Below are 24,352 nucleotides of genomic sequence, written 5' to 3'. Positions count from 1 at the left end.
TTACATGTTAACGATTTTGTATTAATTCATTTTTTTATTCTATTATTACATATTTATCCAAATTCAACATTAATTTGATAAAAAAAAGAGTGCGATAATGGTAATTTTCGCACTCTTAATCTAATTTTTAATTTACCAGCATTAATTCGATAATATTATTTACTTTCTCTACAATTGATCAAATGAATATTTACTAAGCATTGATTCAAATTTTTAGATTATTTAATACCTCTTCTTGAGAAAAATGAAGTTTTTATATCGAACTATCTCTCTAACTAAATTCCAATAATTTGTTCCATCTTCACTTCTTCCACGATATTATCTTGATTTATCACATAAACATATACCGATCCATTTAATTCTTGATAATCATTTAATTCCAATTGTTGTGAAAGTAATTCTATAGACGGTGTTAATAAAATAAAACGTGTATTACCCTCTGCTTCTTCACTTGTGAAATCGACTAAGCCAAACGCATTCTTAACACGGATGTTTAATCTTCCATTTTGATATTCATACTCTTTTACAACTTCTAAGAAATCTTTTGAAATAACTCGTGCTGCACTTACAAATGGTTGTACATGCAGTTGTGTAATCGGCTTAATGGATTGTAACTGAATACTTCTTTCTCTCTCAATATTTTCAAGTCGATCTTTACTACGTTCCTCCAAATCTTCAATTTGAGTATAGGTTTGGTTAATTAATGCGCTGTTTTTATTATTTAAGTTATCACTTAGATAATTAGTTACTCTTTCCTGTAGAGTTTGCATTTGTTCATCAAACGAACGACGCAAATAAGTACTCTTTCGGTTTAAATAATCATCGCGTTTCATTTGAACAGATTGAAGTATCTTTTTCGCATGAAGAATAGATTCTTTTTTAAATGATTTATCCTCTGCACATACTGTATTGATTAATTCAAATTGCTTTTGGAATAGGAAATACGGATCTACCTGAATGAACTCCCCAGTTTTCCTTTTAGCTAATAACATTAATTCTTGATCTAACTCCCGGCCTGTACCATCAACTACACTAATACGGCTAATTTCTAATGTTAAAGGTTCACTAACATATGTTTTTACTGTGCAAATTGGTAAAGCCACTTGTTGCAACTCTTGACTCGCTAATTCCATCGCTAATTTTTTTAACGGATGGTCATTCGGTAATATAGATAACTGTTCTGTTTGTTTATCTGGTCTTAATGTAAACCGTAATGATTCATCAGTTCTTAAAGAATATTTTCGTTTCTTAATTAGTTCACGAATATTTTTAGGGAAACGATCAATTCGAACTGTATTGCCATCATTTGAGATATTTACTTTAATACGTGTTTCTTCAAACTGTTTTACTACAAACTCACCATAGACTCGCGATGGCATACTGCTAATTGAAATTTCTTGATATGCACGTCTTGCACCCGGTAAATCAAAACTGGAATCATCTAAGCGTTCTTGTTTAGCTAATTCTAATAATCGTTCATGTTCTTCAGATAATGTTTTTTCCATTTGTGCAATCAGCTCATCTAAATTTTCACGGCCGCTAATCGCTTCCTCCATTAAGTGAGATAAATCGATATTGTTTTCTTCTAGTACTTCACCAATAAAATCATAGACCTGATCTTGTCCCAAATCTGTGCGCATTTGTTCCATCTTATCAAGTAGACGTACCAATACATCTCCTTCACGTGTATTCTTCGCAACAAGATTAAAGACGAATACTTCATTCTTTTGTCCAATACGATGTATACGTCCCATACGCTGTTCTAAACGATTTGGATTCCACGGAATATCATAGTTAATCATTTGATTACAGAATTGAAGGTTGATAGATTCTCCCCCGGCATCTGTAGCAAGCATAATTTGTACATCATTTCGGAATCGCTCCACTTGTTCACGACGTTGATCCATCGAATAGTTCCCAACGATTTTTGTGACTTCAGGGACATGCTGTAAGAGCTTTCTTTCAAGGTAATATAAAGTATCTTTTGATTCCGTAAAAATAAGAATCTTTTCTCCTTTGGAAAGCAATCCATCCTGACCAAATAACGTGTTTTCTAGCTCTATATATTTACGCTCAATATCTTGATTTACGAGCATCCCTGCTTTAAGAACTAATCCATCTAGAATTTCTATTTCTAACTTTAGTTCCTCTATATCAATAACATCAGTTTCACCTTCAACTAAAGTCTCTATTTCTTCCTGTTCATCTGTTGAAAGCTCATCGTATTCAAATGGCTCAATCGATTTAGTAGCTGTTAACTCAGACTCTAATAATTCTTCTAACTTTTCTTTACGTCGTTTAAGAGATAAATAGATAGCATCTAAAGACGAACTTAGCCGACGTTGTAAAATCATCATCGCAAATGCTACGTTTGGTTTATTATTTTGTTTTGCTCGATTGAAATGCTCTCGTGCATAAGCAGTTACATCTTCATAAAGCTCGCGTTCGCCATAACTTAATTCAAATGTAATTGTCGTTGTTGTTCTTTTTGGAAATAACGGAGTACCATCAAAATTTTTCATTGTCTCCTTTAAACGACGAATAACAAAAGGATTACTCTTTTCATATATAGAATCACCTGTATTTAAACGTGAAAAAATATCATGGTCTACCAAACTCATTAAATGTCGGAAGTTTTCTTTGTCTCCTTTATGCGGTGTAGCCGTTAGTAATAAGCAATGCTCTGTATGACGAAGTAAACTCTCACCAAGCTGGTAAATTTTCGTACGATTCACTTTACGTTTCTTGACGCCATGTGTATATGCAGCCATTTTATGAGCTTCATCAACGATTACTAAATCAAATTGTGCTTTTAAAATAAATGCTTTAATTTCTTCACGTGAAGCCCAATAAATTGAAGAAATTATTTTGTCATGTGATTCGAATGGATTTACTTCACTTGAGCTTTTTAATAAACTTCGATTTACAATGGTAAACTCTTCTCCAAACTTATCTTTTAGCTCTTCCTGCCATTGTTTCAATACTAGCGGGGGAACTAAAATTAAAATTCGCTCTGCTGCTTGTCTTGCAATTAACTCACGTATTAACATACCTGACATTATCGTTTTCCCTGCGCCCGGATCATCCGCTAATAAATATCGTACTTGAGGTGACTGTAACATGCGACTATACACTGCTTCAATTTGGTGTGGAAGGGGGATAATCTTTTTGTTTCCTCGCGCACGAGCCTTCGAAAATTTATCCTCTGTCTTTAAAATGTAGTATTGTAAATAGTGTTGCAGTCTTTCAGAATTAAATGAACTTTCCTCATCTTGAATGTTTTCTAATTGTGCTAGTTGCTCCCTATCTAAATACTGCTCATAATATTTATTAGTTTTACGCCCAATTGATTCAACTAAAAATAAATCATCGTCAATTTCTTCAAAATGCTTAATTTCAACAATTTCTGGCCAAAAAGATCCTTTAATAATTTCTCCTATCTTTAACAAAATAACATCCCTCTCAATACTTACGTTCTCTTAGTTTAAATTATATAGTAAACTCCCAGATACTGTTAGAAGAAATATAAGACAAAAAAACTAGAGAACGGAATAATCAGTTCTCTAGTTTCTATTTAGTAAAGCGCATTATACATATGAATCGTAAATTCTGTCTCGCGATATGGTGCGACTTTGTCATCTTCCACGGTTACCATTCTCAGCTCACAAGTTTGCCCTGTAGGATAATAGTTTTCTACAAGATTAAACGTTAGTTGCTCCGTACGTTCATGGTTTTCTCCCACCATATCAAAAGTCCATTCAATTTCATTTGAAATTCGCTCATCATTCAGGTAAAATGCAGCCCGAATTGTACGTGCCTTATATTCCAGTGAAATACTTTGTTCTTGATATATTGGTACTTGGATACGGTAACCTGTGATTACACGTTTTGGCATGGCTACACTGATTTCAACAGGAAGAGATTGTGAAGTACGACGATAATCAATTAGTGGTACTATTACTTCTTGAGGTGTTGCACCGCCGTGTACAAACTGTAATCCTCCACCACCAATAAATCGGTTTACGCCTTTAGCAATCACTTTCTCAACACCTTCTAATGTTGAAAAATCATCTGGCACATTAATAGCTCCATCATCTATTTGTAGATTATGACCAACAGCAAAGCGACGATTCGAATCAATAATTTCACCTTTAACACTTACTACTTTAATATCATTTTCAATTCTTGGATACTGATAAAGGAATCCGTGATCTGCTGTTATAAAAATTCGTTTTGCTTGCAATTTAGATAATCGATCAACAGCAATTGATAATTCTTTTATTGCACGTTCTGCAGCTATATAAGTATCTCGTTCGGATTTTGCAGAATCACCTGCTGCATCGATTACATCATGGTATAAGTATACGAGACGCTTTCCTTTTAAATTTTCATCTGCTGTCGCTCTTGACCAATCTAATAAATCTGTTAAACGATAGGCAATTGCTTCTGGGTGAGCATTTTGTAAAATCTTAATACGATTAGCTAGTCCATTTGTCGGTTGACCATCTGCTAAAACTATCCCATTTTCAGTAATTGTTAATTGTTTATGAGGTAATAATGAAGCCATACCTAACTGTGTATACGTTGGTAAATTCGCAACTAACGGACTGATAGAGGCAACCCCATTTGAACGTAAATTTAATTGAGATGTTAATTCCGATCCTACCTCATATCGTACAGCATCTGAAATAATTACAAATACGCGTGTTGATTCTTTCTCAAGTATTGGCTGCAAGACATCTTTATAAAACTTAGCCTGTTTAGGTAATTTCCCTACCTCTTCTGTTTCTAAAAGATAATTGGTCTCTTGAGCTATTTTCAATAAATATTTATTTTCATACCAGTTCGTTAGTTGCTCAGCTAGTTCTTCAAGCATTTCTTTATTTTCTAATTGCATAAACCCTGTCATAAAGCGTCTATAAGCTTGATCAATTAAGTAAAGTTCACTTGTGTATTGGACGTATAAAGGCTCACGAGTATCATATTGCTTCAAGTACATTTTATACTTTGTCAAATCAATTGCATCTATCATTACATTTAATAAGCTTAGGATTCGTTCATTTCGTTTCGCCCAATGCATCTTCAAACGTTTATTCAAAATTTCTTTCCAAGCATCAAAATTGGATGTTTGATGAAGAAGTTCCACTGTCAGCCTATTTATCAATAAATGATCAATTATTGGGAAAGTTGAAATGTCAGCAAATTGCTCGATTGGACGTTCGTGTAAGACTTCATTAATCGAAAATCTTTGTTCGATTTCCTTCATATAGGTTTCTAAGACTTCTACGTCGCTTTCTTTTGTATGTAGCCAGTCATCAATGAATAAAGCACATACATTTCCGCGTGTTGTTTCATATTTTTCATGTAATGACTGTTCTTCAAATTGTGCATGACGTTTAAAATGCGCATACAGTACATGTTCCATTAAATGCTGCAATGTCAAATCATTGTAATTTAAACCAAAGTATCCCGTGAGAAGCTCCCACATACGATTCGTGCTAAAGCGTTTTGATATAGCTTTATACACTTCATTTGAATCTTCTTGTAAACCGCGAACCAATAAATGACGAGTGATTTCTTCCATATTCGCAATCGGTGCGCCTGTTAGTACCGCTAACATTGCATACTCGATTTCGCGATCAGTGGAATTCGGTGGTAAGACCTTTTTTAATTTATTTTTACGCTCTGTACTTTTAAAAAACTCTTCATATTCCTTAATTAAAGGTCTTAAAATAGCATCACCTACTTGCAACTGCTCTGCAAGTAAAGCGTTCGTATCAGCTTTAAACTCTGTACCGTAAAGCTCCATATCCAGTAAAAAGTTGTCTTCTATCGCTGGTTTTGCAAAATCAGCATATAATAAAAAAGAATCCTTTTTCTTTTCCAACTCGATTTCTAATTTAAGTGTAAAGAAATTATTACGCGTTAATTGACGAATATGAATCGGTTGCTCTTTAAATGCCTCTATTAAATCAGAAACAGTATATTCCCCTTGCTCGTCATACCAAAAAATAACCGTGCGCGGCTTATTTTTTTTATATAGCTCGTCCTCTATTCGCTCTTTTAACAGTTCAATGACATTCATTGTGTCACCTCATTATGAATATTTACTAATAATTTTTATTATACCTTAATTATGAAACAAGCCTCCTTACCAAAGTAAGAAGGCCATGATTTATTTAATTTTCGCTAATACACCTTTGCCACCACGATAGAACTTCTCATAGTTCACTTTCACACCATCGTCTAGATCAATTTCAATCTCTTCGTTAGCTATCTCAGCTAAACGTTTATCAAACTCTCGTAGTTCATCCATTTTCTTTTCAAAAGTATTTTTTTCTGCAGTTAGTTTTTTCTTTTCACTTGCTGATAAGCTTGGATTTACTAATCGATTTTCTAAATCCGTTATTTCATTTAGATACTTAGATTGAATTTCTTGCAAATGTTCAAAACGAATTGTGGCCATTGTATCCGTTTGGTAACGATGCATATAAATAAGTGTACGTAATCCTTTATTTTTTCCGGAGTCTACCAACCAATATATAGGACACTTTTTATACATCTTATAATGTTCCGCAAAAAATTCCTCACTAAAATACCTTCTAATTCGCATCTCTGGTGACTCGTTTAATTTTGTATTAAGAGTGTTTGCAATCCAATGTAAATTTTCTTCTAATTTTGTTGTTCCAAAAATACCGCTGATAAAATCCGTAAATTGTGTATAGATATCAAATTTAAAATAATGTGTGTCTGTTAAAAGAATATGATCAATATTAGCTGGACTATATTTACAATCATTCGGTAACCTAAAACGTCCGAACAAAACCCCTACAAAATAAGACATAAAAGACTTCAAATAATCGACTACCAAATTTTCACCTAAATGATTTTCAGTATAATTCAAATTAAATTCTAATATAGTATTAATGATATTATTAATCTCTACCTCATTCTTCTCAATTTCGTGTTCCAATTGATCGACGTGGGAAACAAGTTGTTGAAATGCTTCTTCAACACTAAATACCGATTTGAAATTTAATATAGAATGATATGAAAAGCTAGGCACATTCTCGTTATAATTCCAAAGTCTTTCTGCTAATTCAACATTTGCTTTAGCAAGTTCGCTTATTCTATTTTTAAGACTTTCATCAATTTTAACAAACGGAATTCTTTTTATATCTATCACTTGATAATCCGACGTACCACTATACATATCTAAAATTTGCCCAATTGGTTCGGAATTGATATACCCTAAAATATAGTATAAATCTTCTTTATTATATGGAAAAAATGCTGGGCCTTTCATATCGAATAATCCTTTTTCCTCCAAAATGCGAGCTGAGAATTTACCATTCGTTGAAGCAGTCCAAGTAATACCTTTACGGAATCGATATTTTTCTTCTAATAAATTTGATGTTTTATTTTTCTTATAAAAACTTTGGGCATCTTCACTCCAGTCAACTATTAAATCATTATTACCAAACCATTTTCGGAAATCGCCACCTTTAGCATAAGATACCCACTTTCTATTTAATCTTTCTTTATTTACTTCCCAAAAATAGCGTAAATATTTATCATTATTCGCTGTCTTATGCTGACTTCCAGTTATGTCAATTATATCTTCTAACACAGGAGAAGCAGCAAATAATTCTCTTGTCTTATCAGACATCCAGTAACTCATAGGTCTTCCTTTAATGACATCAAATTTATCTTGAGAAACTACATTCAATCTATCATTATTTAGTGGGTAATATAAAGGAACGCCTTCATCGTCAATGTCTACATATCGCGCTGATTGGTATACTCCTTTTAAATTTTTCTCAAATGAATTTCTAAGAATAAATGCTACCGTACCAAAATTAATTCCTAAACTAGTTTTTCCTTTTCCCTCATAAGGCATATGCAATAAATTATAAATGCTGTAATTATCAAGAATTAAGTCTCTCATCTTTTCAAACTTTGTAATAAACATCCAAGATTCCATTGTGATCATAGATACAAATCCATGCTTTTTAGAAAAATTCAAAGAGCGTTCCATTAGAACAGAAAATAAATCCATCTTTGAAAGAGGATAATTTTTGTCTAAATATTTCCTTAGTCTGTCATTCATTCCTCTAGACCCCATATATGGAGGATTTGTAATAACTACATCAAAATTACTTTTTAACATTTTGATCATATTAAAAAATTCTATTAGGTCCGTAGTGGCATTATGGAAATATATTGAATCAAATGTTAGCTCTTCCTTAGAGAGTTCTTCAATTTTACTTAGATAATAATTACAATCAATTTCAGATGGTTTAATAATAGAGCCATATTCTTTTGCATCATAAAACTCTTCGAATAAGTTATTTAACTCACTAATTTCCTTTTCATCACTTCCCAACACTTCTGCTATGTTATTTTCCATAAAATCATTTGACTCGAGAATTTCAGAAATATTAAGAGTGAAGCTTTGTTTTAAAAATCTTGAATTATATTCTCTCGCCTTCATTACTAAAGCGAAAGAACTTAATTGTACCGCACGAGGATCGATATCTAATCCATACAGGTTATTTTCTAAGATTAATTTGGGAATATCTCTCGATGGATAACCCACTTCTTCATACATCTTATATAAAAGCTCAAACGCATATACTAGCATGTGTCCAGAACCTACACATGGATCAATGATTGTAATTCTTTGTAAATCAAGTGAGTGATTTTCTCTATTTCTATATTCAGGGCTTGTAGAAGGTTCAATATAATACGGCATTTCATTCTTTATAGCAGAATTTGGATTATTTTCAATCCAAATTTGCCCTAATGAATTTTCAACCATATATTTTACAATCCATTTAGGAGTAAACAGTTGGGTAGCAGCAGGAATATCGTATTTTTGTATTTTTTTATTATTTTTTAGATTTCCAAAAACCACATCTTTCGGTTCGGAGTTATAATATTGGTATAACCACCCAATAACTTCAATCTCATTGAAACTTTTCGTCAATTCGTCATTATTTACAAGTTTTCCAATAACTGATTCGACGTCTAATAAAAAGTTAGGCAGTAATAGTTCTGTATAACTTTGAATGCTTTCAAAAATAAAAGGTAAGTTTGTGCTTAGTGCATTGCACTGTGCGATAAATAATTGGCGATACGCTTCTTCTGTATCTCCTAAATTTAACGCTTCACGTACTTTCTCTTTCTTAACAGGTAAATCCATCGTTTCATATTCAAATAAAATATCTGGATCTACTCGTCCCACACTACTTGATAATACATTTACTCGTTCTGGTAAATAATCATGTATCTCCATATAACGAATTGCAATGATCCGATTAAACCATGTGTAAGCCACTTCTTCGACTAACTGTTTATAACCTTTATGTTCAAGTTGCTTTTTTAACGAGCTAAACGCAGGTTTCATATACATTGGATAAGGTTTATCTTTAATCATTAATTGCCCAAATTGTTCTTGAATTTCTAAACCATTCTTTTCATCAATACCATACATTAGTGCCTTTGTTTTTACTTGATCGATTAGTTGACGACGTGATTGAATGGCAAAGTTTTTTAATTCCGTTTTGTTCACTTTTTCCACCTCATTACAACAATGGAAGGGAAAGCCCCTTCCATTGCCTATAATTCAATTTTTAATGTATTTTCTTTTAGTTCTTTTAATAATTGTGTTCGTAACTCTGCAAGTACAGCATCTAAGTCAGATTGTGTTTCGATGCTTGTATGTGAAATCATGCTTTTTAATTCGCTTGAAGAAATAATTTTTGTTCCTTTTTCACGGACAACCGTAACAGATGTATCTGGAGTTGGTGGTTTTAATTGTAGTAATTCTTTTTCTTTCCGTTTTGCTTCATCTTGAATTGTTTCTGTTACTGTTCGTAGTTTGGTCAAGTTCATTTGTATCGTGATTAAGCTATTACTATTTAAAATTTCTTGTTGCAACATTTTGAAGTTCTGCATTCCATCATTTATTAATTCTGTAATGATTTCATTATTTGAATAATAATCTTTTAAATCATCTACCTTTTTCTCTAATTGTGTAATTTGACTTGCAAGACCTTGTTTTTGTTCTGTTACTTCTTCTTGAATTGCTTTATCAAGTTTTTCAATTAAGCTAGGCAATTGCGGAATTTCACTATATGGTGATGCTTTGGTTAAAATGTCGGTAATGTTTTTCTTTAACAGGTTTACCTTTTGTGATTGAGTATAACGTAAATCATTTTGAACTTGATTTAAAAACGATACTGCTTCATCAAACCGTTCAATTGGTGCTTTTAAATAGAAACCAACTAACTGTTCAATCGCATCTTGCCAATCGTATAAATCATCCTCGGCATCAATAAATGCTTTTACAAGTTGTTCAGGTTCCCGAATTTGTGTTAATCGGAGAATATCAATTTTTAAAGAACTAATTTTTGCTCCTTCAGGATAAGCGAACTCAGTAGATATAGTTTTCTTTCGACGGTCATCAATTTCCTCTAATGGTTGGATAAGATAATTCTTAACTGCAGTTTGAATTGCATTCGCGAACTCTTGATAAGAATCCCCAATATCCATCCGTCCAAACAAATCTTTATATAAACCAATGAAATCACGACGCACTTTTGGGTCCACTTCAATTTCGGGAATAACACGTATTTTATCTCGCTCTGTTGTTCGAGCAAGTTTATCATAAAATTGAGATGAAGTCGTTGGTGTAAAGTGTTCATCTGCAATCATTAACTTTACTTTACCGGACTGCATTAAAGCTAGGACAATGCCAATTGTATCGTAGTCACTCCAGCCATAAGGGACCTGATTATATTTATCAATAAAATCCTTTAACGATGGTTTCTGATGCATACGAATGAGTTCATCTAAATAGCGTAATACTTCGTTATAAGCTTTTACATTACCTGTTTCACCTAGTAAATCATTTGTAATACCTTTCTCAGCTAGGTTTCTCCATTGTTCTTTGAATGTTTTCATTTGAATTGGTTCATCAATGTATTCTAAATACTTATATGTATTTTGGATCAACATATCAAAAGCATCCGATACTTGCTTTTCAAAATTACCTCGGAAGATACGCTCCTGCATTTGAATGAAGAATATTGCTTCCTCACAAGCTTTTCGTAATAATTCTTCTGCCTTTAACTCGTAGTCACTAATACTGTCCATTTTCGCATCATAAATACGATGCTGTGCCTGCGTTGTACTTGGATTGCGTTTTAAATTCACATAACGACGTATTTGTTCAGAAATACGAATGGCTTCTTCTGCTTCTGTAATTAATTCCTCATTTAAATAAATAACCATTTGTCCTTCTATTGCCTGTAAAGCAGCTTCTGTTGTAGTTACCCCACCCGTAATGACTTGCATCGTTAACGGATACTTCATATTTGTTTTTGAATAATTATCAAAACGTTTATTGTAATCAAATAGCATTCCCTTTTGATAGTTATATTTAGCGTTTGGATACATTTTCTCAAAGAAGGTATCGCCTAATCTTTCTTTAATTTTGATAGCATTAACATCAACGTTACGAATTTCTTTATTTATTTCTTGCTCTTCATCTGATAAAAATGAATACGTACCATCTGCGTGCTTTTCAATAAACATCGTCTGCTCTAGACGATTTAATGATTCTTTAATTATAAGTTCATTTTTCTCAGCCTGAATACTTTCTAAAAGAAGTGTTGAAATATTATTTGGTGTTGCTTTAATGTGGTCTATTCCTTTAATCAAATACAATACTTTTAATACATCAACATCATATTCAACAAGACCTTCCGAATTTTTTGCGCGGTTTTCAGCTCTCGAAATAGTCTGTACGATAGCTGATTCTAAATGTTGACGAATAGTTGGATAAAACTCCGCCATCGTTACTAGATTGCCTAACTCTTCATGGCCATTATATATCGCTGCTTCTTGGAAAGCTTTTAATAATGAACGTTCCCCTCTTGAAGCGTAAGAACTTCCTTCACCATGTATACCAATCTTCTCTAAAACAGCTTGCAATAAATCTACTTGATAAGGTACAAATGGATATGTTTCAACAAACTCATTTGTTGAACGATAGCCTGAGCGATATTGTGTTCGATCTTTATCAAAAGAAAGGCGATTACGAATTAATTGCTCATTCGGTTCAAAAATGGACTCTAATGTTTTCGAAGCCGTTTCTGTCTTTTCTAATAACCGACGTTTTAAAACTTCGTCTGTATCTGAACTCGATAAATTAATCCGTGTTTCAAATCTTCCTTGAATTTTCGAAAAGTCTTTTGTATTGGCTGCATTCATATTAGAGACGTCTTTAATCTTTTCCTGAGAAGTAACAGCAATCCATGCTTGTCCCATCGCAGCAGCACCAATTTCTTCAACAGCGTTTTGTAAATCAAGCATCAAGTTATTATCTGTACCGATATATTGACCAACTTCATCAATTAAAAAGATTAAGCGATAGTCGGAGCCTTTAGATTTACAATATTGTGCAACAAGCTCCCCTAACTGAACCGCTGAAATCGAAAATTCCTTTTGTGCTGATTTGACTAGGAAATCCGCTGTTTCTTGTTCATAGCCAATTTCGCAAAGTGCAGCAATAATTTTTGCATATCTCAAGCGGAATTTAGTACGGAAATCTTGCCATTTTTCGTTATACAATTCTTCAATTTTCGAACAGAAAGCATCGTATTTTTGGTCACTTGCTAATTGTCGTTCAAAATCTGCTACCCACAGCGTATTGGAATAACCTAGATGTTCATTAAAAATACGTAAGATAATTTCAATAATACTTTCTTTCGTTCCACGTGCTGCACTTGCTCCTGCTTCAGAACCAACATTAAATAACAATGCATCTGAGGGTTTTGATTCTATCCGAGACATTACATCTAAAAGTGCGGTATCAGAAACTTTATTTTTAAAGTATTCAAACGGCGTTTCCCCCCCGACTTTCTTACCATCCAATAAGTAAGATAATATTTTAAGGAAATGTGATTTACCGGAACCGAAGAAACCAGAAATCCACACACCCACATTTTTCGTTGGTGTTGAATACGCCTTCTCATAATTTTTATAAAATCCTTTTAAGCTATCTAAAATTTCTGCTGTCACAACGTATTCTTCTAACTCGGTTTGAATTGTATCTTCATCAATTTGACCTGCTTGTACAACACCATTAATTGGTCGGTCAATTTTCTTCTCAAAAATCTCTTGAATAATCATTATTCACACTCCTTATGAAATCCTTGTAATTTGGTATTCATCTTCATGTCGGAATTTGTTAAATAGACGTAAATCTACTCCTGAAAAATAACCCGGATAAAATAATATAAGCGGTGTTCTAAATGCATGATTAGATAGTTTTTTAAGTAAATGACTGGAGCGAATAAATGGATGTACAGTTCCTACACCTGTTATAAAAATCAATTCCACGTTATCCGCTTTTTCAATGAATGCGTTCACCAACAAATCTTGATCTTCTAAAACAGTTTGAATAGCTTGAGAAAGCTCAACATAGCCTTCTTCTTCAGCAATAGTGATTAGTTCATCTAGATCTTCTTCGAATAAACTGATAAGAAATTCAAAAAGATTGATTTCTTTAATATTTAATGAAGTTCTTCTTAATAATCCCTCAACATATGTACGTACTGTTAATTCATCTTCAGCCGGGTAATCAAAAACAAAATGTGGAATTTCACTGCCAATCCCTCTTGGTGTCGTAAAACCTTCTTCATTTATACGTTCTTCCAATTGTTCTAATCGTTTATATATGGTCACTCTTAACCACCTGCCTTTAATGTTATTAATGCTTTTAACAAAGTGTCCTGTTCTTCAGCATACTGTTTAAGATCTTGACTCACATGTAAAGGAGAGACTTTATACTCATCTTCTATTAATTCAATCATACCACTTTCTCTGTAAAATAATAGAAGAGTACTGTTGATTTTCTTTTTTGTAGCTATATGCCAATTTGCGATTTTCTCTGATTGTTGTTCCTTTTCTTCCATATAAAAATTCATATCTGAAACCTGTAAAGTTCCATTCTTATGTTGATACCGATAAACAATCAATTCATAGAAATTTTCGTAGGCATATCGATAACATTTAAGGAAGCTATATAATAGCAGTACTTTTTGATCAGAATTAGTTCCATTGAAATAGTATTCAGATAATGTTGGATATAATGTCTTTGCTCTGCGATAAACCATTTGAAACCTTTTACTAATAGCCGACTCACTTCTTAACAAGAAAACATTATCCTCAATTACTTTACTTCTTATTTCTCTGCGGCTAAAACCTTTGTGAAGTTGGTCTAAAACATATTCAATTTCCTGTTGGAACCATCCTTCGCTCGTAAAACCAGCTGAATATTCCATTAAAAATCCCTCGTTTCAAAATCACTAGGTAAATCATATCTATAATTTCCATTTTACATGAATCGACTTATTATTTAATAATCAAATCAAGCGGAAGTTCTCACTTCTAAATTTGTTTATATTAAATTTATTTACACCTGTACAATAGTACTTTTTAAATAAGTTCCTTTTCTATAATTTTCTCTGCCCTTTTTTTCTTGTTAGCTCGTACAAGCGTAGATACTGAAATACCTGTCATATCTTCAACTTGCTTATACGAATGATTTTCTAGTAATGATAAGGCTTGATTAATTTGCTGCCTTGAAAATTTTTTTGGCCTTCCCTCTCGGAAATCAGGATTCTGCTTGGCCAACATTTTTCCTTCTTGGGTTCGTTCTACAATCATATCTCTTTCAAACTCAGCAAAGGCTGAAAAAATTGTAAAGATTAGACGACCGGTTGGTGTATTTTCAATAATGCCCATATTTAGTACATGGACTTTAATATTCCTATTAAATAAATCTTTAATGATTTCTAGAGCATCTTGTGTACTCCGAGCAAAACGGTCTAGTTTTGTAACGACCAATGTGTCTCCTTCTTGTAACATATCAATTAACTTCTGAAATTCAGGCCGCTTTTTGTTTGTCCCTGTATATTTTTCAGAGTATATTTTGTTACAGTTTTCATTCTCTAACTGTTTCAGTTGAACCTGTAAATCTTGATGCATCGTACTCACTCTTGCATACCCATATTTCAAATAACCACCACTTTTTATTAAAATTTGAGATATATTTATGAACATAAGTATTGATTAAGCTTGATACCCCTTATTTTATAGAACTATGGTATCATGTTCAATACTTTGGAGTTTTGAGCAATTCTATTGATCAAGTAGAATCCTTTTCACTATAATTCTTAAAAGTTATAAGCAAAAAAATAGGACTGAAAAGGCTTCAGTCCATAAGGTTGTTATGCTTCTTTTTTCTTCACTTTGTAAAATAAACTACCAATAAAACCAATTAAACCTCCCAATGAGAGAATAAGAAATGGAAATGTAAAACCATGAGTAATTATATTGTACATCCCGCTAAAAAATAGAAGAAGGCAGCTAATTATACTAATAAGATATCTTATCAATTGTTTTCCCCCTTAACTATTTGTTCTAGCTTAGATTATTTAGTGAATGATTTGTTATGATTTTTCTCCACGGTAAGTGAACCACTTATTGAAACAGTCACTTTTCAAGGGAGGTGATTTTAATTCAAAACTTCTATTGAGAAAACATTATTTTTCTCAAAATCAGTTATTATTTCCGGAGACAATAGTAATTTCAATTGTTCTTTAGTGGCCCACTTGAAACTAGAATGTTCCTTAGAAAGAATAGTATTACTACTATCACTACTACATAGATAAGTCAAAATAACAACTTGTCTTGTTGGATCAGTTATGAAGGTAGTAGCATATAAAAGTTTCTCTACTGTAACAGATAATCCTACTTCTTCTTTAATTTCTCGTAAGAGTGCAGATTCTAAATCTTCTCCAAACTCTATTTTTCCACCAACACATTCCCAAGTCCCGCCGCCGATTTTATCTTCTTTTGCACGTTGAACTATTAATACCCTGCCTTCATTTACAATAACACCTTTAAGAGCAACAACTATTTTATTTGAGCTTTTCATTCTTCATACTCCTGTTTATATTCTTATCTCGGTTAGTAACTATGGGGCAAAATTTTGCACAACATCTCTGATAAACATAATTCCACCAATAGTAAGCAGAAACAGTATAACAGCTAAAGCTAGGGCTATCTTTTTATTGTTTCTCTTTATAACAATTAGGATTATTAATACCATAAGAACTAAGAAAAATAGTAAAAAATACATATTCGCCCCCCTCATACTAAAAAGAATTCATAGAATTAAACATCTTGTTATTTTGCTTATATTAAAACATTGATGTAAATAAATAATCCACCCCGCTACACTGTGAACCGTTAGGGTGGATTATTTTGCTCTAAATCCACAATGGCCTTGCCATGTGGAAGCAAAGGATTTAATCCCTCACTTTCCTTATTTTAACATTCTTAACCGATCTTTTCACCCATAAATACCATTATATTTTTCTGAATATTTAAACTTAAAATTTTTATTCTTAATATCTTAAAATATTAAAATTTCGAAGGTACTATGTCTTTCAACCAGATATAGCCGGCAATTATTTGGATTTTTATATTCGAGGAAGATTAATTATGAAGAAGGAAATATCATCTGACTATAATTCATACTATGATTCATTTCTCATAGATAAGGACCAAGCTGAAATAAATGCTTCTGACTTTTTATATTATATTTCTGAACTAATTATTAAACATTCAATGACCCTAGAAAAAAAACTCATGAATGGAGAGAGTGTAGTTAATGAGTAAAAATAAAAAAAACATGAGAAATAAGGAAGTTCGTAGAAAAAAAAGAGCTTATGCTTATTTGAGAAAAAGCCCCAATAAATTTACTGATAACACATCAATTGAAAAACAACTTGAAGAAATTAAAAAATACTGTGAAGAAAATGATATTGAGTTAGTTGATACGTTTACTGATGATCTAAAATCAGGAAAATCGTTTGAAGGCAGAGATGGGTTTAAAGAAATGTACAATAATGTAATTAGATCGAAGGATAATGTAGACTATATCATTGTCTTCAAACAAGATCGAATTTCACGTGATACATTAGATACTTTGTATATTATGAAACGACTTAACTCATTAGGAAAACACCTTATATCAATTAAAGACAATGTTAATACTGAAGATCCAGCTTCAAAAATTCTTGTTCATATATTAGCATTAGTAGCCGAACTTGAACGAGAATTTATTAACATGAGAACTTTCTCTGGTATGGAAAAGAGAGCAGAAGAAGGCAAATTTTTAGGTGGTAAAGTCTATGGTTATAAAACATCTAATAAAAAGTTAGTTATTGAACCTAAAGAAGCTAAAGTAGTGCAATTTATTTTTAAAAAATACGCAATTGAAAAGTGGGGCTATAAAAAAATTGCTTCATATCTAAACCTTCAAGGAATTAAAACAAAAAATAAGCAGTATTGGACCATTAATGCTGTCAAAACGATTCTAGAAAACCAAATATATATAGGAAATACCAAGTGGAGGGGAGAATACCGAAAAGGTGTCCATAAGAAAATTATTGAATTACCTCTTTGGGATCTAGCCCAAGAGACAATGAAAACAAGAAGTTATAAACAAGAAAAGGTTCATCCGGGTTCCTATCCACTATCAGGACTTTTAAAATGCCCTGAATGTGGGTCTTCTATGGTTCAAGGTAATAGCAGCTCTAAATATAAGTATTATCAATGCAGTAAAAATAAAAATAGTGGCAAGGCAGCTTGTTCATCAAACCTTGTAAAAAAGGAATATGCAGAAGAAACCATTTTACATGAGCTAAACAATTTTTTCCAAAATCTCAATCTAGCACCTTATATTAAATCTGCAACAGATTCATTACTGTGTTTTGAACTCGAACCTTTATATAAAGAGGCAGAGAAAATTGAAAAAGAAATAAAACATATTAATAAAAAGATGGAAACTGTCATGGACTTACTCGACGATGAAACTGTCCCATTCGACGAGAAAGTATTTAAAAATAGACTTTTGGGTTATCAAGAACAGTTAAATAAACAAAAATTAATACTAGAAGAAATTAATGTTCAAATAAGATTTAAAAAAAGTCAAATCTCCAACGAAATCATTGCTTACTCTGTAAAAAATTTTTCAGATTTATATGAAGTACTTTCTGATGAGGAAAGAAAATCACTGTGTCATTATATAATTAAGGAAATTCATATCTTTAAAGAAGAGAAGACTAAACAGCGTAAAATAAAGAGCATAATTTATAATTTTAGTCCCGATAACTTGTCATTAGTATAGGAGAAAAGGAGAACTGTCCTTTCTCCTTTTTTTATTTTCGCTGTATCATTAATACAAGGAGGTAACGAAATGGAAATTCAAAAGGTAGCTGTTTACGCACGTGTTAGCACCGAGGAACAAGCATCTGAGGGATATAGCATTAGCGCTCAATTACAAACGCTTCGACAATACGCAAATCTTTATAATTGGGAAATCGTCGACGAGTATGTGGATGAAGGGATTTCTGGAAAGAATATCACCGGCCGCCCTGCTATGCAAAGACTTGTAGCAGACGTTGAACAGGAAAAATTTCAGGCGGTACTTGTATGGAAAATCTCACGTTTATCGCGGAATATGTTAGATACTCTTACTTTGTTAGACAAATTTGAAGATTACGGAGTAAAGTTTATCTCTTATTCCGAGAACTTTGATACCAGTAGTCCAATAGGCCGTCTAGTCGTTCAGCTGATGGCTTCTATTGCTGAAATGGAACGAAATACATTGTCTGAGAACGTTAAGCTTGGTATGAAACAACGAGCCTTAGAAGGTTCATGGAATGGCGGTGTTATTTTTGGTTATGATTCTATTGAAAAGGAACTCGTAAAAAATAAAGAGGAAGCTGAAGTAGTTAAACTGATATACACTCTTTATTCCCAAGGAAAGGGTTTAAAAGCCATTGCAAATCAGCTTAATAAAAATGGGTATCGAACCAAACGTGATCGTCATTTTTCTATAAATGGAGTGGCAACTATTTTAGACAACCCGGTCTATAACGGAAAAATTAGTTGGTTAAAGGTTGAAAACTGGGATAAGAAGAGAAGAAGAGGCAGAAATGATAATCCTATTTTAGTAGAAGGTCAGCATGAAGCGATTATCAATGATGAACTTTGGAGTCTTGTTCAATCTCGTAGGAAAAGTAAATCGTTCAAGCAAAGACAATCCAACGAACCGTTTCTATTGAGCAGTATCTTACGCTGTCCTGATTGCGGACAAGGGATGGTACCTTCAATTACTACTTACACTTTAAGTGACGGTACCAAAAGAAAGCACAGATATTATGTTTGCAGTGATTTTCACAACAAGGGATCAGCAGCCTGTAAAGCCAATTCAGTTAAAGCCTATGATGCTGAAAATGCTCTGTTCCAACGTATAGAGAGCTTTTTATCCAATAAACAAAAGTTTTATGAAACTATTAACTCACTAACAAAAACCTCAATTGAATCCATAAAAAAATTAAAAAAAGAACTGGAAGAAACTGATTCGAAGTTAGAGGAAACACTAGCACTTCAAAATAGATATCTAGAAGCTTTTGAACAAAATCTTTTTCCTGTTACGGTTTTGCAAGAACGATTACAGCAAGTGGCTATTGAAAAGAGTGCAATTGAACAAAAGAGGAATAACTTAATAACGGAAATAAGTAAATCTGATACAAAAGTTATTCCTCCAGAATTGGTACATCTTCTATTAGGAAAATTTGTAGAAGTCTATAAGTCCTCTACAAGAGATAAACAAAAGCAATTGCTACAGCTGTTGGTTAAACAGATCACTGTTGGACGAACAAATGATCAGCTACGTCAAATTGATAAGGTTGAGCTTGAATTTGATTTTACGGAAGTTAACCTTTCAAACACATTTACACTTATCCACATGCTATATTTAGAAACAGAAAAAGAAGGCTTATCAACACCTTCTATTTCTGAATCAAATGGAAAATATCCACCTTATCTTCAACTTTTTTTGCCTCTATTTGTGGTACGGTTCCCCCCGATTAATCCGAAATCCCCGATAAATCTGCTCCAACAACAACAATCTCATCACCTGATGCGGAAACGTCATCTTCGAAAAACTCAATGCCAGATCACTCCTACTCTCCACTTCCTTACTAGTCCCGAGTGATCCTCCGATAATAAAAGCAATCTTACTCTTACCATAGGTGGCGAGGTCGTCTAGTTTCTTTGCGAGTTGTTCGGAGGTGAGCATGTTGCCTTGGATTTCTAGGGTGATGACGAAGGTGTCTGGGGCGATGTGGGCGAGTATGCGGTCGCCTTCTTTGCGTTTGACTTCTTCCATTTCGGCTGCACTCATGGATTCTGGGGCTTTTTCGTCTGGTACTTCGATTAAGGTTAGTTTGGCGTAGGCGCTTAAGCGTTTTTTATATTCGTCGATACCTTGTTTTAAGTATTTTTCTTTTAGTTTGCCAACGGATACGATTGTGATGTTCATATTGGGCCTTCCTTCCGTGCTTTTTTCTTTCCCTAGTTTACCATAAACGCTGCAGACTTATTGATGGTCCTAGTTGTTACCTGAAAAAATTTTCTTCTTTTCGCAACCTTTCCAAATCTCTTAGTATCTATGTATTAAACTCGATTCTATCTTGAGAGGAGGGGCCGTATTCTTGCATCTTGTAGAACGTTAAAAACAGAATAAAAAGGCGTATTTAGAAGTGATGGATGCCCTATGGTGATTATCTACTAAGGACTGCTTTTTTGGCTAATGAAGGATTACCAGCTGGTAGAAAAATATGGTTTAAGATACGCCTGTGATTGCTTTTCAGAAGGTAGATTAGCTTGAGGATGAGACGAAGTTGAAACCATTCATCTTCACGCTGCCGCTCCTAGAAGAGGAAATGAAATTAAATTCTGGTTTGATTTTAGCCCCTTTCTCTCTCATATTGCAACTAACAAAATAGATGGTCAGTGGAAGACTTATATAACCATACCGTGGGACTCTCTATGTCAGGTGATGGGCCAGGTTCTGTTGATCCTATTACATTACTCGCTTTCACCAACCCAAACAACCGCTTTTCTTGGTCTGTTGACGCTTTCGATGAACATGATGAATTACTGACGAGAAGCAACGGGTACCGCTTAGGTAATGATACGATCGGTCATCTTCCCTTTTTTTACTTAAAAACAAGAACACTAACTGAAGCCGATCAACTATTATTAGATAAGAAATTTACTGAGGCATTAAAAGCGTACAAGACAAATCCCGAGGATAAACATAGTCAACGAATGATCAAACGACTAGAGGAATTAGATGAGTAAAATGATGAAAGAGGTTGGGACATAAGTATTCTAGCTAATGATTTATCCGAATGATAATGATTAGGAGTTCTAGCATCTAATCATTCGGTTTTTTGTGTGATTTGAACCCTTATATGAAAAGAATAGTGAAATGAAGCGGAAGACACTCGACTCCTGCGGGAAATAGAGGGAAAGCTGAGACCCCACAGGCAATGCCGAGGAGGCTCAGCCCCTCCCCGCGGAAAGCGAGTGACTGTAGCGCAACGGAACGGACTTTTTTTGCAAATGATGTTTTAAGATCAATTTGTTATTGTTCTTTTTTGAGGTTAGCTCATTTAGTTATGTCCCAGTCTCATTTCATCCCTCAAAAGATATACACAACTCATCCTCACACCATAAACAGAATATCCACAGAAGTTATCCACATATCCACATTTTCTATCCACATCTTGTATGGGATTATTTGTTCGCCACCATATATATGGCTGGGTTGGGGCAAAATTCACAGGTTGTTGATAAGTTTTCTTCTGGTGCACATTTTGTTAACACTGGGAAGGTTTCGTGTTCGTCTACAATGGTATCGATGGCGATATCAATATGTTCTTCGCAGCTATAAATCATCTTCGGTGCCTCCTCATTTATCTATTTATAATTTATCCACAACTCATCTTATCAAAACTTAAAAAAACAGGAAAGTGATGCCTTCACTTTCCTGTGGATGAATTTAGAATGTATTCTCGGTTTTTAATGCCATGGTTGTTTCTGCTAATTTACCTTCGCGATAATACTTCACCTTCATCTCATCTCCTACGTCCTGACCATATAAATGGTGGCGTAAATCTAAGACATCGGTAATTTCTTCGCCATCTAGCTCAACAATGACATCCATTTCTTTCAGTCCTGCTTCTGCAGCTGGACCATTTGGCTCGACTCCGCTCACAACTACACCATTTTCTACATCTTTCGGAAGTTTTAACGCTTCTTCTTGATAATAGGCAGGGATATCACTTACTGAAGCGATTTGTACGCCCATATATGGTCTTCTCACTTCACCATGCTGTTCTAAGTCACTGATGACCGTTTGCGCAAAATTAATCGGAATGGCAAGCCCAATGCCTTCCACAGAGGATTCAGCAATTTTCATCGAGTTAATGCCGATGACTTGTCCGCTAATATTGACGAGTGCCCCACCGCTATTTCCTGGGTTAATGGCTGCATCTGTTTGTAGGACTTCAGCATTCCAATCGACTGTACCGTTTTGATCGATATCGACTGGTACGGTCCGATTTAAGCCGGAAATAATCCCTTTAGTGACTGAGCCTTCAAATTGACCGAGTGGATTTCCGATAGCAATCGCAGGCTCACCAATTGATAGAGCGTCGGAATCACCAAATTCTGCGACATCCTCTACAATCGAGCCATCTATTTCAAGTACAGCTAGGTCTGTCCATACGTCGGATCCTACGAGCTCAGCAGCAATTTTCTCACCATTGAAGAGATTGACTTCAAGCCTCTCCGCACCGTCGACGACATGGTGATTCGTCACGATAAAGGCATGGTCCCCCTCTTTCTTATAAATGACACCAGAGCCAGAGCCTGCTTCTACTCCTTGTGTGCTTTCACCATTTTGACCATTCGACCACATGCCTGCCGATTGGATGTTGGAGATGCTAACAACCGCTCCTCTTGCCTTTTCGACTGCTGATGTGATTTCTGTTTCCACATCTACCGATACTTTTTTCGTTTCTACTTGGCTGTTTTCATCTGTGTTTGATAAGCCTAATGTTTCTCCCCCATTAGAGCCCCCGTTCATTTGGGGAACAACGAATAAAACGAGCAATGCACCGATAATGACACCGACAAGACTAGAGAATATGTAACCTGCTTTACTTCCCTTTTTGGTGCGTCCCTCACGATTATAATGATCATCATAATAGCCCATTACACAACCAACCCTTTCATACCATTTTCTTTTTTTAAGATATATCCTTCTATTTTTATAAAAAATGAGGTCTCTTTTTTCCCTAGTGTTATCATAACTCTTCTTCATTAGAAACATACTAGGAATGAGAAAGATTACCTGATGAAACGTGTAGAGGCTTACTCCGCTACTATTATTATACGCATAGATGAAAAAAGACAAATACTAAAATGCATAAGACAAGAAAATCTTACGAATTTGTTCATACTTTCTTTCTCATTTGGTAAAAAGCGCAAAAAAGGAAGGGGTAGCATCTAAGCCTCCCCTTCCTTCTACCCATTATTTCTTGCCTTAAACAGCTGTTAAAGCTGTAGGTTTTTTCGGATCTGTATCAAAGAGCTGGAATCGCTCTCCGACGCGTATGCCTTTTGTTTCAAGTGTTTGGGCGACAGCCATGCGTGCCAAGTCCTTCATATTATTATCTTGACTTAGGTGGGCAAGATAAAAGCCTTTCGTGCGATCACCGGCCACTTCGCTCATCGCAATCGCCGCGTCTTCATTGGAGACATGGCCGACATCGCTTAAAATCCGACGTTTAATATTCCATGGGTAACGTCCCATTCTTAACATTTGCACGTCATGATTACTTTCAAATACATAGGCATCGGCGTTTGAAATAAGTCCCTTCATGCGATCACTTACATACCCCGTATCTGTGATGAGCACAAGTTTCTTCTCGCCTTGATGAAAAACGTAAAACATCGGTTCGGCTGCATCATGTGAGACGCCGAATGATTGAATATCGAGGTCGCCGAAGGTTTTTACGGTTTCCATATCAAAGGTGAATTTCTGCTCTGTTGGGACTTGTCCAATTAACGGAGACATCGCCTGCCATGTTTTTTCATTGGCATAGATCGGGAGCCCATATTTCCTTGCCACAATACCGACACCTTTTATATGGTCACTATGCTCGTGTGTCACAAGTATCCCGTCTAAACGACTCATATCACGATCAATTTCTTTAAATAATGCTTCCATTTGCTTGCCACTGAGGCCAGCATCCACTAAAAAGGAGTGGGTGTTGGTCTCTACAAAAATGGCATTCCCCGTACTGCCGCTCGCGAGAACGCTAAATTGAAAAGACATAGGTTTCTC

At 34.3% G+C, this 24,352-nt stretch carries 14 protein-coding genes and 1 pseudogene; 3 read left to right on the top strand and 12 right to left on the bottom strand.

Annotation, left to right across the window (positions count from 1 at the left end; all coding sequences use genetic code 11):
- Positions 1-275 precede the first annotated feature (275 nt).
- The 8 genes from MKX29_RS09390 to MKX29_RS09355 all read right to left on the bottom strand — a co-directional run bounded on the left by MKX29_RS09390 (position 276) and on the right by MKX29_RS09355 (position 16,012).
- Positions 276-3,449 (bottom strand): DEAD/DEAH box helicase, encoded by a 3,174-nt coding sequence (locus tag MKX29_RS09390; protein WP_341105152.1) that lies wholly within the window; start codon positions 3,447-3,449, stop codon positions 276-278.
- Positions 3,450-3,574: 125 nt separating this feature from the next.
- Positions 3,575-6,085 (bottom strand): BREX-1 system phosphatase PglZ type A, encoded by a 2,511-nt coding sequence (pglZ, locus tag MKX29_RS09385; protein ID WP_341105150.1) that lies wholly within the window; start codon positions 6,083-6,085, stop codon positions 3,575-3,577.
- Between the two features lie 90 nt (positions 6,086-6,175).
- Complete coding sequence (gene pglX / locus MKX29_RS09380) at positions 6,176-9,574, bottom strand: BREX-1 system adenine-specific DNA-methyltransferase PglX (protein WP_341105148.1); 3,399 nt, start codon at positions 9,572-9,574, stop codon at positions 6,176-6,178.
- 47 nt (positions 9,575-9,621) lie between these two features.
- The gene (brxC, locus tag MKX29_RS09375) at positions 9,622-13,200 is read right to left on the bottom strand and encodes a BREX system P-loop protein BrxC (protein WP_341105146.1); all 3,579 of its coding nucleotides are present in this window, start codon (positions 13,198-13,200) and stop codon (positions 9,622-9,624) included.
- A gap of 12 nt (positions 13,201-13,212) precedes the next feature.
- On the bottom strand, positions 13,213-13,755 hold the full coding sequence (locus MKX29_RS09370) for a BREX protein BrxB domain-containing protein (protein WP_341105144.1): 543 nt from the start codon (positions 13,753-13,755) through the stop codon (positions 13,213-13,215).
- A 2-nt stretch (positions 13,756-13,757) separates the two neighbouring features.
- Entirely contained in the window at positions 13,758-14,354 is a 597-nt protein-coding gene (locus tag MKX29_RS09365) for a BrxA family protein (protein ID WP_341105142.1), read from the bottom strand.
- A gap of 154 nt (positions 14,355-14,508) precedes the next feature.
- Complete coding sequence (locus tag MKX29_RS09360) at positions 14,509-15,090, bottom strand: recombinase family protein (RefSeq protein WP_341105140.1); 582 nt, start codon at positions 15,088-15,090, stop codon at positions 14,509-14,511.
- A gap of 499 nt (positions 15,091-15,589) precedes the next feature.
- Entirely contained in the window at positions 15,590-16,012 is a 423-nt protein-coding gene (locus tag MKX29_RS09355; protein WP_341105138.1) for an NUDIX hydrolase, read from the bottom strand.
- Positions 16,013-16,750: 738 nt separating this feature from the next.
- Between MKX29_RS09355 and MKX29_RS09350 the strand changes: the two genes are divergently transcribed.
- Together MKX29_RS09350 and MKX29_RS09345 are read left to right on the top strand one after the other, a co-directional pair.
- Complete coding sequence (locus MKX29_RS09350) at positions 16,751-18,271, top strand: recombinase family protein (protein ID WP_341105137.1); 1,521 nt, start codon at positions 16,751-16,753, stop codon at positions 18,269-18,271.
- Between the two features lie 69 nt (positions 18,272-18,340).
- Positions 18,341-19,390: pseudogene (locus MKX29_RS09345) on the top strand (recombinase family protein); the annotation flags it as partial.
- 603 nt (positions 19,391-19,993) lie between these two features.
- Here MKX29_RS09345 and rlmH read toward each other — a convergent pair.
- Positions 19,994-20,473 carry a 23S rRNA (pseudouridine(1915)-N(3))-methyltransferase RlmH gene (gene rlmH / locus MKX29_RS09340; RefSeq protein ID WP_191817394.1) on the bottom strand — a complete coding sequence of 160 codons (480 nt, stop codon included), beginning with the start codon at positions 20,471-20,473 and terminating at the stop codon, positions 19,994-19,996.
- A gap of 509 nt (positions 20,474-20,982) precedes the next feature.
- Between rlmH and MKX29_RS09335 the strand changes: the two genes are divergently transcribed.
- Positions 20,983-21,297 carry a hypothetical protein gene (locus tag MKX29_RS09335; protein ID WP_341105135.1) on the top strand — a complete coding sequence of 105 codons (315 nt, stop codon included), beginning with the start codon at positions 20,983-20,985 and terminating at the stop codon, positions 21,295-21,297.
- A gap of 438 nt (positions 21,298-21,735) precedes the next feature.
- Here MKX29_RS09335 and MKX29_RS09330 read toward each other — a convergent pair whose 3' ends face one another.
- From MKX29_RS09330 to MKX29_RS09320, 3 genes are all read right to left on the bottom strand, one after another.
- A complete protein-coding gene (locus MKX29_RS09330; protein WP_224936993.1) occupies positions 21,736-21,897 on the bottom strand; it encodes a CxxH/CxxC protein in 162 nt (53 codons plus the stop codon).
- Between the two features lie 103 nt (positions 21,898-22,000).
- Positions 22,001-23,218, bottom strand: coding sequence for a S1C family serine protease (locus MKX29_RS09325; protein WP_224936994.1), 1,218 nt, complete (start codon positions 23,216-23,218; stop codon positions 22,001-22,003).
- Between the two features lie 330 nt (positions 23,219-23,548).
- On the bottom strand, positions 23,549-24,343 hold the full coding sequence (locus MKX29_RS09320) for an MBL fold metallo-hydrolase (protein WP_095371360.1): 795 nt from the start codon (positions 24,341-24,343) through the stop codon (positions 23,549-23,551).
- Positions 24,344-24,352 lie beyond the last annotated feature (9 nt).

Source organism: Cytobacillus sp. FSL R7-0696, assembly GCF_038006865.1.
Lineage (GTDB): Bacteria > Bacillota > Bacilli > Bacillales > Cytobacillaceae > Cytobacillus > Cytobacillus kochii.
The sequence above is the reverse complement of the archived record's forward strand: the minus strand, read 5'-3'. Positions and strand labels throughout refer to the sequence as shown.